This is a genomic window from Isoptericola sp. NPDC057191 (genome assembly GCF_042670225.1).
Lineage (GTDB): Bacteria > Actinomycetota > Actinomycetes > Actinomycetales > Cellulomonadaceae > Isoptericola.
On the sequence record NZ_JBHUWC010000008.1, the window covers coordinates 22517 to 36872 of the forward strand.

Below are 14356 nucleotides of genomic sequence, written 5' to 3' on the forward strand. Positions count from 1 at the left end.
CCATGCCCGCGACGACCCGGTCCCGCCTGGGGCGGGTGCTCGTGCCGGGCACGGCGGTGCCCACGCGGGCCGGGGACCGCACGACGCCGTTCGAGATCTTCTTCGACCTCGTCTTCGTCTTCGCCCTCACCCGGGTCGTCGCGCTCGTCGAGGCGGCGCCCGGGGCGGCCGCGCTCGGACGTGGGCTCGTGCTGCTGCTCATGCTCTGGTGGTCGTGGTGCGCGTTCATCTGGCTCGGCAACCAGGTGCGCCTCGACCGGGGGTTCGTGCGGGTCGGGATGCTCGTCACGATGGCGGCCCTGTTCGTCATCGGGCTCGTGGTCCCCGAGGCGTGGGTGGCCCGCCCGGGCGGTGTCGCGCCCGCGGTCGTCCTCGCGATCGCCTTCACGGTGGTGCGCGCGTGCTACGTCGTGCTCCTCGTGGCGGTGGCCTGGCGACGCCGTCGGCTGCGCACGCAGATCCTGCTCGACCTCGTCCCGCAGTCGCTGTCGATCGGCCTCCTGTTCGCCGGTGCGCTGCTCGGGGGAGGGTGGCAGACGGCGCTGTGGGCGAGCGCGTTCGTCGTCGACTTCGGCGGCGGGCGGTCCGCGTCGCGGTACCGCGGCTGGCGGGTGGGCAGCGCGGGGCACCTCGCCGAGCGGCACGACCTCGTGCTCATCATCGCGCTGGGCGAGACCGTGCTCGCCACCGGCGCCCGGGTCGACCCGTGGACCTCCGACCCCGCCGCGCTCGGCGTCGTGCTGCTCGGCTTCCTGCTGACCGTGAGCCTGTGGTGGGCGTTCTTCGGGAGGCTCTCGGGCGAGGCGGCCCGCGCCCTGGAGAGCTCGGACCACTCCCGGCGTTCGGCGCTCGCGCGTGACGGGTACACGTTCGGGCACCTCCCGATCGTGGGCGGCGTGGTCCTGGTCGCCCTCGGCGTCGCCCTCCTGCTCGACGACGTCGCGGGCGCGCCGGGCGCACCCGCCGACGGGTTCGCCGTCGCCGTCCTCGCCGGGGGCGTCGTGAGCTTCCTGCTCGGCCTGGAGACGTTCCGGTGGGTGCTGCTGGGCAGGTGGCGGCCCGAGTCGGCGGTCGCTGCTGCACTCGTGCTCGCGACCGCCGCCGCGTCGCCGTGGCTGGCGGCCTGGACCGTGGCCGCCGCGGTCGCGGGGATCGTCACGGTCGCAGCCGCCGTCGTCGGGGGAGCGCCGCCCCGGACGAAGCGAGGGGGAGCGCCCGCCCCGTCAGCCGGACGCGACCAGCGCGTCGCGCAGGGCCGTCGCCAGCTGTCGCCGTGACGTGATGCCGAGCTTCCCGAACACCTTGCGCAGGTGCCACTCGACAGTCCGCGGGCTGAGGAAGAGCTGGGCCCCGATCTCCGGGTTCGTGCTCCCGGTCGCGGCGAGGCGCGCGATCTGGCGCTCCTGCGCCGTCAGCTCGTCGACGGGGCCGGTGGCCGACCGGTGCACGACCTCCCCGGTCGCGGCCAGCTCCCGCGCGGCCCGCTCCGCGAAGGCGTGGGCACCGAACCGGACGAGCTGCTCGTGCGCCTGGCGAAGGACGTCGCGGGCCTCGACACGCCGGTTCTGGCGGCGCAGCCATTCGCCGAACAGCAGACGGGCCCGGGCCTCGGCGGTACCGACCCGGGTGCGGCCGAGGGCGTCGATCGCGGTGCGGTAGAGCGCCTCGGCGTCGCCGTCGTCGGCGAGCAGCGCGGCCGACCTGGTGGCGAGGCCGACGGCCCAGTCCGTCCCCGTCGTCGCGGCGATCTCCTGGAGGCGGGCTGCCGCGGGCCGGCCCTGCTCGGGGACGCCCGCGCGCACGGCGGCCTCGACGTGCTCGGGAAGCACCCAGGCGGCGAGGCCGATGTCGAACGGGTGGCCGTCCGCGCCGGCCGTGGCGGCGAGCGCCTCCGCGTAGCGGGCCCGGGAGTTGTGCAGGACCCCGCTGTGCAGCACGTCCGAGAGCCGCCACTGCGCCTCGCCGCGTTCGGCGACCCGGCGCGCCACCGCGGCCGAGGACTCCTGCTTCGCCGCGTCGTCACCGCGGTAGGCGGCGAACCAGCCGGCCCGGTCGGGGCCTTCCGGGACGTCGCTGGCGGCCATGATCTCGCGGAGGCCGCCGTAGAGCTCCTCGGCGTCGGCGATGCGGCCGCTCATGAGCAGGATCGGGTAGTGCTCCGACATCGCCATGGCGAGGGTCGAGAACGCGCCGTCCTGCTGGCAGGCGTCGACGAACTCGGCCGACGCGTCCGCGTACGTGGCGTCGTCGAGGAGCACGCGGGCGACGAGGCAGGTGAGGGGGAGCCAGCGCATCGCGCCTACCTCCTGGCTGACGTCGGCCCCGTACCCCCGCATCGGGTCGGTGTCCCCCTCGTCGGTGTCCGCGTCGAGCGAGCGCAGCGCGGTGAGCGCCGCGCGCAGCATCGGTGCGGCCGGACCGTAGCCGTCGAGCGCGAGGACGGCGAGCCCGCGCAGCGCCTCGCGCGCGGCGCGCGACCCGGGGCTGAGGGGCGCGGTGGCGTCGGCGGCGAGGATGCCGTGCGCGACCTCCGGGATGCCGGTGCCGCGGGCGGCGGAGCCGGCGAGGACCGCGGCGATGAAGGCGTTGGCGTAGGTGACCGTCGCGGCGTCGCCGTCGAACGGTGCGAGCCGGTTCGCGGCGTCGAGCAGCAGCTGCGCGCCGTCGCGGCCGGGGGAGACGTAGAACTGGACGTGGCCGCGGACGAGGTCGACGCGCGCCTGCTGGTGGGCGTTGAGCAGCTCGGGTTCCACGCGGTCGACGAGTCGTTGCGCCTGCTGCATGGAGCCGGCGCGGAGGGTGTCCTCGGCGGCCATCAGCATCCGGCGGGAACGCATCGTGCGGTCGGGGGTCAGCTCCGCCCCGCGGACGTGGAAGCTCGCCGCGGCGACGACCCCGCCGCGCACCCGGGCGCGGTCGGCGGAGCGCACCAGCTCGGCGGCGACGTCCTCGTCGAAGCCGAGGGTGCTCTCGGCGAGGTGCCAAGCCCGCCGGTCGGGGTCGAGCGCGGGGTCGGTCGCCTCGGCGATCGCACGGTGCGCGGCGCGCCGGTCGGCGGCCGGCTCGGCGGCGACGACGGCGGAGCGCACGAGGGGGTGCCGGAAGCGCAGACGTGCGCCGAGGTCGAGGAGGTTCTCCTCGATGGCGGGGGCGAACGCGGCGGCGTCCAGGCCGAGCGAGGCGGCTGCGGCGAGCACGAGCGTGGGGTCGCCCACGGGCTCGATGGCGGTGACGAGCAGCAGCCGCCGGGTGTCGGCGGGCAGCCGCTCGATGCGGCGCCGGAAGGCGTCCTCGAGCTGGGCGCTCACACCCATCCGGCCGTGGGGCGCGGGCGGGGCCGCGAACTCCCCGGCGCCGCGCCGGAGCTCGACGAGCGCGAGCGGGTTGCCGCGCGACTCGGCGACGATGCGTTCGCGCACGGCCGCGTCCACGGGGCCGGCGACGACGCTGGCGAGCAGCGTGCGCGCGTCGGCGTCGTCGAGCGGGCTGACCACGAGGTCCTCGATCGCGGCGAACCGCTCGTCGACGGGCTCCCGGACGGCGAACACGATCCCGACGGACTCGGCGACGAGGCGCCGCGCCACGAACGCGAGCACCTGGGCCGAGGCCTGGTCGAGCCACTGCGCGTCGTCCACCAGGCACACGAGCGGGCGGGTCTCGGCGGCATGGCTGAAGAGGCTCAGCACCGCCAGGCCGAGGACGAACCGGTCCGGGGCGGGCCCGGAGCGCAGGCCGAGCGCGACGCCCAGCGCGAGCGCCTGCGGTTCCGGGAGGGAGTCCAGGCCCTCGAGGACGGGCGCGCACAGCTGCTGGAGGCCGGCGAGCGCCAGCTCCATCTCGGACTCGACGCCGACGGCCCGCAGCACCCGGCAGCCGGTCGCCTGCGCGGCGACCTCGTCGAGGAGGACCGTCTTGCCGAGCCCCGCCTCGGCCCGCAGGACCAGGGCCCGGCTCTCGCCGCCACGGACGCTGGCGACGAGCCGGCTGAGCCGCTCGCGCTCACGACGACGCCCGATCAGGGCCGGGCCGTGCGCGCTGGGCGTCATGGTCGCAGAGCCTAGCCGCAGGCCACGGGCGGGGCGGCGGGTGCCCGCGGGCACGTCGGTGCGGACGTCGGGGTGGAGGTCCGGGCCGTCGGGCACGGCGGCGTGCGGGTCACCGTGGTTCACGGGCCGTCCGGGTGAACTCGGCCGTGGCGACCCGCCACCGGCCCTCGTCGAGCCGGTAGGCCAGGGCGAGGGAGCCCGCGCCGTGCCGGGCAGGGCTCTCGCCGTCCGGGTAGAGGGTGTCCTCGACGGACCAGGTCCCGTCGGCGCGGTCGTCGGCGAGGACGTCGAGCTCCTCGTCGGACGACTGGACGACGAGCCGCCCCGGTCCGACCGCGCGGTCGATCGCGGCCCCGATCCCCGAGCTGGCGGCAAAGCAGCCGAGCTCGCCGTCGGGACCGTAGGCGCGGAACCGGCCGTCGGCGGTGAACACCGCCTCCAGCTCGGCCCAGTCACGGGCGGAGGCGGCGCGGCAGAGCCGGGCCTGCACGCGGCGCAGCTCCTCGAGCACGAGCAGCCGGTCGAGGGGCGCCAGCGGGTCGGTCATGCGAGTCCCCGTCGTGCGGTCGTGGTGCGGTGGATCATCGGAGTCCCTTCGAGTACGGCGTCTGGCGTCAGCCGGGTGTGAGCGGGCGTCTGGCCCGCTTTCGGTCGTAAGTCGGGCCAACCGCCCGCTCACAACCCCGCCAGCGTCGCGCTCGCCGCCGTGCGGGACACCAGGGGAACACCCTGGTCGGCACCCTGGGGTCGCCGCCGCGCGGCGCGCAGGGCCGCGCCTCGGCCGGACGCCGGGCCGCCGGTCGGACACCAGGGCCTCACCCAGTGCCCGACCCAGTACCTCACCCGGTGGTCGTCCAGGGGGTGACACCGGCGCCTCGGCGTGGGCCCGCACGCGACGGTGGCTGCCATGCACACCACCACACCACCGCCCCGCAGCCCGCGTGCGACCGCTCGTGCCGCGCTCGCCGCCCGCCCCGCTGCTGCCCACCGCGCCGCCACGCGCGTCCTCGCCGTCCTCGGCGCGCTCGCCGTGCTGCTCGCCTGCTGGGGTTCGCTCCTGCCGCCGGCGCACGCTGCCGCACGTCCCGCACCACCGGTCACGCCGGTCGTGCACGTCGACTCCGGCGACCTGCACGGTGCCGCGACGTCGGCCGGCCTGGAGTTCCGCGGCGTGCCCTACGCGGCGCCGCCGACCGGCGAGCTCCGGTGGAAGCCGCCGCAGCCGGTCAGCCCCTGGTCCGGCGTCCGTGCGGCCACCGCGTACCCGCCGGTCTGCCCGCAGGCGCCGCCGAGCCCGAACGGCCAGAGCGAGGACTGCCTCTACCTCAACGTGACCGTGCCGTCCGGCACCGCCGCCGACGCGAAGCTCCCGGTGATCGTCTGGATCCACGGCGGCGGCTTCGAGCTGGGGGAGGGCGCGGACTACGAGGCGTCCGACCTCGCATCCCACGGGGCCGTCGTCGTCACGATCAACTACCGGCTCGGGCTGCTCGGCTTCCTGTCCCACCCCGCGCTGGCCGACCGCGGCGGCGCCAGCGGCAACTACGGCCTCATGGACCAGCAGGCGGCACTGCGCTGGGTGCACCGGAACATCGCCGGCTTCGGCGGTGACGCCAAGAACGTGACGATCGCGGGCCAGTCGGCCGGCGGGCTGTCGGTCGCGATGCACCTGGCCTCACCGGGCGCCAAGGGGCTCTTCCAGCGCGCCGTGATCCAGAGCGGGGCGTTCGCCCCGGTGCAGAAGACGCTCGCCCAGGCGGAGAAGGAGGGGGTCGCGTCGGCGGCGGCAGTCGGTTGCGCCGATCAGGACGCGGACCAGACCCCCGGACAGACTGCCGACTGCCTGCGGCACGTGCCCGTCGAGACCCTGGTCGCGCACCAGCCGCTCTCGATCACGCCCGGCGTCGTCGACGGCGCCGTGCTGCCGCGGTCGGTGGGCGACGCCATCGCGACCGGGCGCTTCCACCGGGTGCCGATCCTCAACGGCGTCAACACCCAGGAGAACCGCATCTTCACCACGCTCGGCCTGAGCGTGACCCGCGGCGCCACGGCGGTCCTGCCCGGCCCGGTCGACGCGTCGAGCTACGAGTCCACCATCGCCACGAACTTCGGGGTCGACGCGCGGACGGCGTCGTTCATCGCGAAGGCCTACCCGCTGTCGCGGTACGCCTCGCCGGCGCAGGCGTTCAGCGTGCTCAACTCCGACGCCAACTTCTCCTGCCCCGCGTTCGCGCTCGACGGCGCGGCGTCGGCGTGGGTCCAGACCTACGGGTACGAGTTCAACGACGCCGAGGCACCCCGCCTGTTCGCGCCCGACACGCTGGGCGCGCCGTACGCGGCGACGCACCAGTCCGAGCTGGCCTACCTGTTCAACCAGCCCAACGCCCCGCTGCCCGGCCAGCTCTCGCCGTCCCAGCAGCAGCTCGCCGACACCATGCAGACCGCATGGGTCCAGTTCGCCCGGACGGGGTCCCCGACCACCGCCGCCACGCCCTGGCCGCGGTTCGACCTCCGCAGGCAGCAGATCCTCTCCCTCGACGACCCGGCACCGACGGTCGAGCGCGGGTTCGCGGCCGACCACCGGTGCGGCGTCTGGGCCGCGGTCGCCCTGTTCGGCTCGCACTGACCGCGCCGCCACCCGCATCCCACGACCCGCACCCCACCACCCGCAACCCACCACCAGGACCGAGAGGCCACGTCATGATCGACAGAAGATCGTTCCTCCGCACCACCGGTGTGCTCGCCGCGGCCGGAGCCGTCGGCTCCCAGGCCGGCCCCGCGATCGCCGGCCCGCCCGCCACCGGCCCGTCCGCGCAGGTCCCCGTGCTGCCGGTCCGCCCGGCATTCCCCGAGATCAAGCAGGTGAGGGCCGGCGAGCTCGACGTGGGCTACGCCGAGCTCGGCCCCGCGCGAGGGAAGCCGGTGATCCTGCTGCACGGCTGGCCGTACGACATCCACAGCTTCGCCCGGGTGGCACCCCTGCTCGCCGACCAGGGGTACCGGGTGATCGTGCCCTACTTCCGCGGGCACGGGACGACGACCTTCCTGTCCACCCGCACCTTCCGCAACGCCCAGCAGTCCGTCATCGCGCTGGACATCATCGCCCTGATGGACGCGCTGCGGATCCGGAGCGCGGTGCTCGCGGGCTACGACTGGGGCTCGCGCACCGGCGACATCATCGCCGCGCTCTGGCCGGAGCGGGTCCAGGCCCTCGTGTCGGTGACGGGCTACCTGATCACCAACCGGGAGGCCAACGAGGAACCGCTCCCGCCGGCCCTCGAGTGGGCCTGGTGGTACCAGTACTACTTCGCCACCGAGCGGGGTCTGCGCGGACTGAACAACCCGCAGTACCGCGACGAGCTGGCCCGGCTGGTGTGGACGTTCAACTCGCCCACCTGGTCGTTCGACGCGGCGACCTTCGCCCGGACCGCAGCGGCGTTCACCAACCCGGACTACGCCGCGATCGTCGTCCACAACTACCGCTGGCGGCTCGGCCTCGCGCCCGGCGACCCGAGGTACGACCGGCTGGAGAAGCGCCTGGCCGCCGGACCCACGATCGGCGTGCCGACGATCACGATCGACGGCGCGGACGACCCGTTCACCCCGGACGGCGACGGTGCGCGATACCGCGCCAAGTTCGTCGGCCCCTACGACCACCGGACCTTCGCCGTCGGGCACAACGTGCCGCAGGAAGCGCCGGAGAAGTTCGCGCAGGCGGTGGTCGACGCCACCGGCCTGTGACCCGAGCCCCCTGTGCCTCCAGGTCCGGACGGAGCCCCGTCCGGACCTGGACGCGCGCCGAGGACCGCACGGGCGGGACGGCGTTCGCGGCCGCACTGGTGGTGAGGGCGGTGCGGGGGTACAACGAAGCCATGGGCACGGTGCGCGTCTACCTCCTCGACGACCACGAGCTGGTGCGCCGAGGGCTGCGGGGCCTGTTCGAGACCGAGGACGGCTTCGAGGTGGTCGGAGAGTCCGGCTCGGCCCCCGAGGCGATGCGGGACATCCCGCGGTGCCGCCCGGACGTGGCGCTGCTGGACGTGCGCCTGCAGGACGGGTCGGGCGTCGAGGTGTGCCGCGAGCTGCACTCCTCGATGCCCGGGCTGCGCGCCCTGATGCTCACGTCGTACGACGACGACGAGGCGCTGTTCTCGGCGATCATGGCGGGGGCGTCCGGGTACCTGCTGAAGGTGATCGCCGGCTCGGACGTGCTCGACGCGGTGCGCCGGGTCGCGGCCGGCCAGTCCTTGATCGACCCCGCGCTGACGTCGCGCGTGCTCGAACGGCTCCGCGCCGGGCCCGCCGAGGCACCGGCGCTCGCGGCACTGAGCGAGCAGGAGCACAAGGTGCTGACGCTGATCGCCGAGGGGCTGACCAACCGGCAGATCGGGGCGCAGATGTTCCTCTCCGAGAAGACCGTGAAGAACTACGTGTCCAACATCCTGACGAAGCTGGACCTGGAGTCGCGGACCCAGGCCGCGGTGCTCGCGACCCGGCTGCTCGGCGGGTCGCAGGGTGCGGCTCCGGGTCGACGGCCCGTCTGATCCTGGCGGCCCTCAGGTCTCCTGGGTCGTCCCGTCGATCGGGACCCGCCACGTCAGGACGCTGCCCCGTGGCTGTCGCGGCGTGAGCTCGAGGGTGCCGCCCAGCTCCGCCGCGCGGTCGGCGAGGTTGACCAGCCCGCTGCGCGCCAGCGCCGGGTCGAAGCCGACGCCGTCGTCGCTGATCGAGCAGGTCAGCTCGTCCGGCCCGGCCTCCACGGTGACCCAGACGCCGTGCGCGGCCGCGTGCCGGGACGCGTTCGAGAGCCCCTCGCGCAGCACGGCGACGACGTGGTGGTGCAGCACGGGGTCGACCATCGTGTCCACGGGGCCGTCGACCCGCAGGAGGGGGGCGGGGTCGAGCACGCGGGCGTACTCCGCCACGACGGCCTGGATCTTGGCCCGCAACGAGTGCGACTGCCCTCCCACGGTCCGCAGCCCGGCGATCGACTGGCGTACCTCGCGGATCGTCTCGTCGAGGTCGTGCGTCACGGTGCGGAGGCGTTCCTGGACCGCGGGCGGCGCCTGGCGGTCGATCGCCTGCAGCTGGAGCCCGAGGGCGAACAGGCGTTGGGTCACGCCGTCGTGCAGGTCGCGTGCGATGCGGTTGCGCTCCGCGAGGACGGCGATCTCCTGCTGCATGGCCCGCGTGTGCCGTCGCTCGAGGACGAGGGATGCCTGGGCGGCGAAGTTGGCGACGAAGTCGGAGTCCTCGCCGAGCGGTTCCGCGTACCCGCGGGTCGGGAACACGATGACGAGCGCGCCCCGGGTGAGCGTGTCGACGGACAGCCGGGTCATGACGGCGTGGCCGCCGCCCGGCAGGTCCGCCCAGCGCGTCTCGCTGCTGGCCATGGCGAGCATGAGGGCGGGGTGCAGCTGGGCGAGCGTGCGCCGAGGGTCCTCGCTCACGTCGCCGGCCGCCGCGCGGACGACGAACGTGCCGAGGGCGTCGGGGGAGGGGTCCGGGGCGATCGCCATCGCGGTCAGCCCGCCGGACGCGCGCAGCGCGGCGTGCAGGACCGCGTCGACGGCCTCGTCGGTCCCTGCGGCTCGCAGCACCGTCGAGGGCACGGTGGCGACCGCCTCGAGCCAGCGTGCGCGACGCTCCGCGGTCATGAGCAGACGGGCGTGGTCGATGGCGAGGCCGGCGAGGACGGCGAGGGCGGTGACGGCGGCCTCGTCGTCGGCGGTGAACGTCGGTCCTGTCGTCTTGTCGGTGAGGTAGAGGTTGCCGAAGACGTGGCCGCGCACCCGCACGGGCAGCCCGAGAAAGGTGGTCATGGGTGGGTGCCCGGCGGGGAACCCCGTGGAGGACGGGTGGCGGGACAGGTCGTCCAGCCGCAGAGCCTCCTGGTGGACGATCAGGTGGCCGAGGAGCCCGCGGCCGGTGGGCAGGTGCCCGATCTGCGCACGCTCGTCGTCGCTGATGCCCTCGGTGACGAACTCGACGAGGTGGCGGCGCGAGCGTCCGATGACGCCGAGCGCGCCGTACCGGGCTCCCGACAGCGTGCACGCGGCTCGCACGACACCGTGCAGCAGGTCCCGCAGGTCGAAGTCGGCGGCGACGCCGCTGACCGCCTGCAGGATGGCGTCCTGCACCTCGGCCGAGGTCTTGTCCACGGCCACGAGCGTAGGCCGGTCCCCCCGCTCCGGTCGCGCGGGCGCGCGGCCCTCGGAGGCGGGGGGACCCTCGCGCCCCCTCACACCAGGACGGGCCAGCGCCGGACCAGGGACGTCTGCTGCCACCAGGCACCCAGGCCGAGCGTGCGTCCGGCATCACCGAGCGCGAGGGCGATCAGGACGAGCGCGTAGATCAGGTGGTCGTCCATGAAGGGGTTGTTCGCCGGCGGGAGCACGGCGGACCACATCAGCACGAGCATGAGCGCCCCGGCCACGGCGGCGATCCGCATGCCGATCCCGAGGATGAGGGCGACCCCGATCCCGAGGAGCCCGATCATGAAGACCCAGTCGACCCACGCCTGGCCGGCGAGGCCCTGGTAGAGGTCGGCGAACGGTCCGGCGGTCGCGTGGCCGAGGAAGCCCGCGGTGGGCTGTCCGCCGTCGAGCCAGGCGCCCTCGGGCGGTGTCTCGTGGCCGAGGCCGAAGAGCTTGTCGAGGAAGGCCCACAGGAAGATCCACCCGAGGCAGATCCGGATGACGGCGCCGACGTAGCGCAACGCTCGCCGTGCGGCAGGGGAGGTCCCGGTCGTGCTCTCGCCGACCGTGCCCGCGGACGCGGCCACCGGCGTCTCGTGGCGGCTCTGGAACGTGCTCATGATGACGTGCCTCCTGATGACAGGCCACCGACAGGTGCGGCGGCACGGGCTGGGGAAACGAAGCTGGTGACGGCGGCCGACCGCGTCCGGTCCACCGTGGCGACCTCGTCCGCCACCTCGGCGAGGGGACGGGGCGGGACGACCTCGACGGGGCATCGCGCGTGCTGGAGCACCGCCCGGGTCACGCTGCCGAGCACGGCCGCGACCATCCGCGAGCCCAGGGCACCGCCCCCGTGCCGGCCCATGACCAGCAGGTCGGCGCCGTCGGACCAGCGCACCAGGGTGTCGGCGACGTTGGCGTACTCGACGTTGCTCTCGTGGGCCACGCCGGGGTGCGCGCGGGCGGCCGCCTCGATCAGGCCGTCGATGATGTCGTGCGCCTGGACGCCCCACTCCTGCTGGACCGACCACTCGTCGACCAGGTAGCTGTAGAAGGGGTCCAGCCGCCAGCAGTGCACGATCTCGACCCGCGCGTCCCGCTGGGCGGCGAGGGCGAACGCGTGCTCCAGCACCTCGGCCGAGGAGCGCGACCCGTCGATCGCCGCCACGACGTGGTGCGAGCCGGGCTTCCGGACCAGGTCGCGCGGGACGCTCACCACCGGGCACAGTGCGCGAGCGACGACGCCGAACGTGGTGCTGCCGGTGAACATCCGCTCGACCACCGAGGTGGTGCGATGCCCGAGCACGACGAGGCGGGCTCGCTCCCCGGCAGCCGCGAGGACGTCGACCGCAGGACCGAGAGCCACCTGGAGCCGCGTGCCGACCGTGCCGTCCGACAGCTCCTCCACCCGGTCCCGGGCGTCGGCGAGGAGCTGGTGCCCGACGTCGACGAGGGGCTCACCGCTGATCAGCGGCAGCATCGGGCCGACCGGGACGATCTCGTGGATCGCGTCGATCAGCCACACGGAGCAGCCGTCACGCTCCGCCTGGCGCACGGCGAAGGCCAGGGCCCGCGCGGACTCCGGTGACCCGTCGATGCCGACCACGATCGGGCGGTCCGAGGGTGTGTGCGGCGGTGTGGCGCTCGGTGTGGTGCTCATGGTGGTGCTCCGGTCCCTGGCGTGGTCGTGGGCGTCGTTGCGGTCTCCACGGTGCTCCGGTCGTGGCGCCGTCGTCAGGGCCATGCGCCACCTCCGGCCCGGGACGTTCGGACCACGGTCCCGGGGACCACCGTCGGTTCAGGTGTCGGTCGAGATCGCGTCGTCGACGCTGCGGCGCCGGGTGCGCGGGGGCGTGGTGCCGTACCCGAGGCGCATGAGCATCTGCGGCGGCGCGTCGAGGGAGAGCGCCTGCCGCAGGTCGTGGCGGGTGGTGGGGTTCTCCAGCACGGTGGTCGCGAACGACGCGCGGACGAAGTAGGTGGTGGCCACCAGCAGCAGACGTTCGAGGGCCTGGCCGGCCGCGACCCAGTCGCGGGGCGTGTCGCCGGCGGTCACGAGGACCGCCATCGTCGAACGCTGCTCGAACCGGGCGTTGCCGGCGCTGGCGAGGAACCGGCGGACCGGTGCCTGGTCGTCGAACGTCCACGGGCCGAGCAGGTCCTGCGGGATGCCGTCGCGGCGGTCGGACGGCACCGCCGTCCAGGCCTTCTCCTCGTCGCGGGCCGTCGCGTCCTCGGCGGCCAGCGCCTCGGCGCGCCGCACCAGGGACATCACCTTGGCCCGGACGGGTTCCGACGGTTGGACGAGACGCAGCAGCGCGCCCTCGTCGTGCGCCGCGACCTGCATCGCCTGCAGGACGTCGGCGTCCAGCGGCTGGTCGTCGAACGGGCTGCGCGTCGTAGCACGGCGGGCGATCGCCACGGCCAGCTCGAGCTCGTCGATGTCGGGTTCGAGGCCCGGCAGGAGCTCGATCGTCGCGACGAGGAGGCGGTCCTCGCGGTCGGGCAGCACGGTGAGCACCGGCGTCAGCGACTCGCGCCGCGCCGCCATCCGGACGTTGAACAGGAACGCGCCGCAGCTGATGAGCATCTCGCGCCCGTGCGGGTCGCTGTGGCGCAGCTGCCGCGCCGGGTCGGCACGCACCGTGATGCGGTTGCCCCGGACCGTGACCTGCCACGGCTGCGTGTTGTGCACGCTCGGCGCGTGCGCACCCGCCCGCAGGATCCGCTCGATCCTGGCATCGAGGAGCTCCATGACCCCACCGTCCTCGCAGCGCTCGGCCGGCACCGGCCGTCGGGCGACGATCGGGGCGGCGCCGCCGGGGAGTGGCGGCGCCACCTCGCCAGCAGACCAGGGCACAAGGCGTCCCCGGTAGGGCAGGACGGCCCGGGCCGCCTGGTCCATCGGTCCCGCGCCAGTCCCGCCGTGACCTCAGGCGACGGGCGGTGTCGGGCGGCCTGGCGGCGGCGGCAGGACCCCGCGGCGGCGGGACCTTCGCCTCTGGTCGGTCCGCCGTCGGGCTCGCACGGTGATGCATGGGGGACATCCCGGCAGCACGACCGGAGACGAGGTCCGATGACCACGAGGGACGAGCGCATCGCGCGGATCGTCGCAGCGGGCTGCCGCGCGCCGAGCGTCCACAACACGCAGCCGTGGTCGGTGCGCGTCGAGGACCACGGCCACCTCACGGTGCGCGCCGACCCGTCCCGGCAGCTGGACCGCTGCGACCCGCAGGGGCGGGAGATGTTCATCAGCTGCGGAGCATTCCTGCTGAACCTGCGCGTGGGTGCGGCGCACGAGGGCCTCGACGCGCACGTCCAGCTCTCGCCCGACCCTGACGACCTCCTGCTGGCGGCGCGGGTCACGCTCGATGACCGCGGTGCGCCGAGCACCTTCGACCCGGCCCTCTTCCGTGCCCTCACGAGCCGTCGCACGGTCCGTGGCGGTGCGGCCGCGCGGCCGCTGCAGAGCCCCGACGTCGAGCGACTGCGCCGGGCCGTCGTGCTCGAGCACGCCGACGTCGTCTTCCTCGGCCCGCACGACGCGGCCCGAGGCCGCCTGGTGTCGGCCATGCGCAGGGCGGAGGCGCTCGCGCTCGGCGACGACGCCCTGCTCGCGCAGGACCGGAGCTGGCTCGGTGTCTCCCGCGACCGTGTCGACGGGGTGCCCGTCGACGCGATGGGCGGGTGGTTCCGGGAGTCCGTCGTCGATCAGCACTCCCTCGACCGCGACGTCGCCAGCGGGGCGCGCACCTTCGAGACCGGCGCGACGAGCGCCCTCCTCACGACCCCGCAGGACGGGCCGCGGCACTGGCTGGTCGTGGGCCAGGCCCTGGAACGGATGCTCCTGGTCGCCACGACACGTGGGATCCAGGCATCCTTCGCGACACGCGTGCTGGAGAACCCCGCGACGCGTGCCGAGGTCGAGCGGGCGTTCCACCTGGACTCCCGTGCGCAGGTGCTGCTGCGGTTCCGGTACGGCTCGGGAGCGCCCTTCACGCCGCGCCGCGAGCCCGACGACGTGATCCGCGCGGGCTCTCACGGGTCCCACGACCAGGGTGCGGCGCCGGACCGGGACGAGGACCGGACCGGGAGGTCCTCATGAGGTGGTCG

General features: G+C 74.8%; 11 protein-coding genes. 5 read left to right on the top strand and 6 right to left on the bottom strand.

Going from position 1 to position 14356, the window contains the following annotated elements:
* The first annotated feature begins 2 nt into the window (after positions 1–2).
* Positions 3–1277, top strand: a complete 1275-nt coding sequence (locus ACFT55_RS02880) for a low temperature requirement protein A (protein WP_380241259.1) — start codon at positions 3–5, stop codon at positions 1275–1277.
* On the opposite strand, the gene ACFT55_RS02885 is transcribed toward ACFT55_RS02880, so the two are convergent.
* Positions 1224–4169, bottom strand: coding sequence for an AAA family ATPase (locus ACFT55_RS02885; protein WP_380241261.1), 2946 nt, complete (start codon positions 4167–4169; stop codon positions 1224–1226). The two genes, ACFT55_RS02880 and ACFT55_RS02885, sit on opposite strands and share 54 nt — an antisense overlap.
* On the bottom strand, positions 4156–4593 hold the full coding sequence (locus ACFT55_RS02890; RefSeq protein ID WP_380241263.1) for a nuclear transport factor 2 family protein: 438 nt from the start codon (positions 4591–4593) through the stop codon (positions 4156–4158). Before ACFT55_RS02890 ends, ACFT55_RS02885 begins: the two co-directional genes overlap by 14 nt.
* A 360-nt stretch (positions 4594–4953) precedes the next feature.
* On the opposite strand from ACFT55_RS02890, the gene ACFT55_RS02895 reads away from it, so the two are divergent.
* From ACFT55_RS02895 to ACFT55_RS02905, 3 genes are all read left to right on the top strand, one after another.
* On the top strand, positions 4954–6672 hold the full coding sequence (locus ACFT55_RS02895) for a carboxylesterase/lipase family protein (protein ID WP_380241265.1): 1719 nt from the start codon (positions 4954–4956) through the stop codon (positions 6670–6672).
* A gap of 74 nt (positions 6673–6746) precedes the next feature.
* Entirely contained in the window at positions 6747–7787 is a 1041-nt protein-coding gene (locus ACFT55_RS02900) for an alpha/beta fold hydrolase (protein WP_380241267.1), read from the top strand.
* Positions 7788–7918: 131 nt separating this feature from the next.
* Positions 7919–8590: a response regulator gene (locus ACFT55_RS02905; protein WP_380241269.1), complete on the top strand. Its 672-nt coding sequence runs from the start codon at positions 7919–7921 to the stop codon at positions 8588–8590.
* 12 nt (positions 8591–8602) lie between these two features.
* Here the strand turns inward: ACFT55_RS02905 and ACFT55_RS02910 are convergent, their stop codons facing one another.
* The 4 genes from ACFT55_RS02910 to ACFT55_RS02925 all read right to left on the bottom strand — a co-directional run bounded on the left by ACFT55_RS02910 (position 8603) and on the right by ACFT55_RS02925 (position 12998).
* Positions 8603–10207 (bottom strand): GAF domain-containing protein, encoded by a 1605-nt coding sequence (locus tag ACFT55_RS02910; protein WP_380241272.1) that lies wholly within the window; start codon positions 10205–10207, stop codon positions 8603–8605.
* An 80-nt stretch (positions 10208–10287) separates the two neighbouring features.
* Positions 10288–10863 (bottom strand): DoxX family protein, encoded by a 576-nt coding sequence (locus tag ACFT55_RS02915; protein WP_380241274.1) that lies wholly within the window; start codon positions 10861–10863, stop codon positions 10288–10290.
* Complete coding sequence (locus ACFT55_RS02920; protein WP_380241276.1) at positions 10860–11903, bottom strand: universal stress protein; 1044 nt, start codon at positions 11901–11903, stop codon at positions 10860–10862. Before ACFT55_RS02920 ends, ACFT55_RS02915 begins: the two co-directional genes overlap by 4 nt.
* A 138-nt stretch (positions 11904–12041) precedes the next feature.
* Entirely contained in the window at positions 12042–12998 is a 957-nt protein-coding gene (locus ACFT55_RS02925; protein WP_380241278.1) for an Acg family FMN-binding oxidoreductase, read from the bottom strand.
* Positions 12999–13319: 321 nt separating this feature from the next.
* Here ACFT55_RS02925 and ACFT55_RS02930 point away from each other — a divergent pair, with 321 nt between their 5' ends.
* On the top strand, positions 13320–14348 hold the full coding sequence (locus ACFT55_RS02930; protein WP_380241280.1) for an Acg family FMN-binding oxidoreductase: 1029 nt from the start codon (positions 13320–13322) through the stop codon (positions 14346–14348).
* Positions 14349–14356 lie beyond the last annotated feature (8 nt).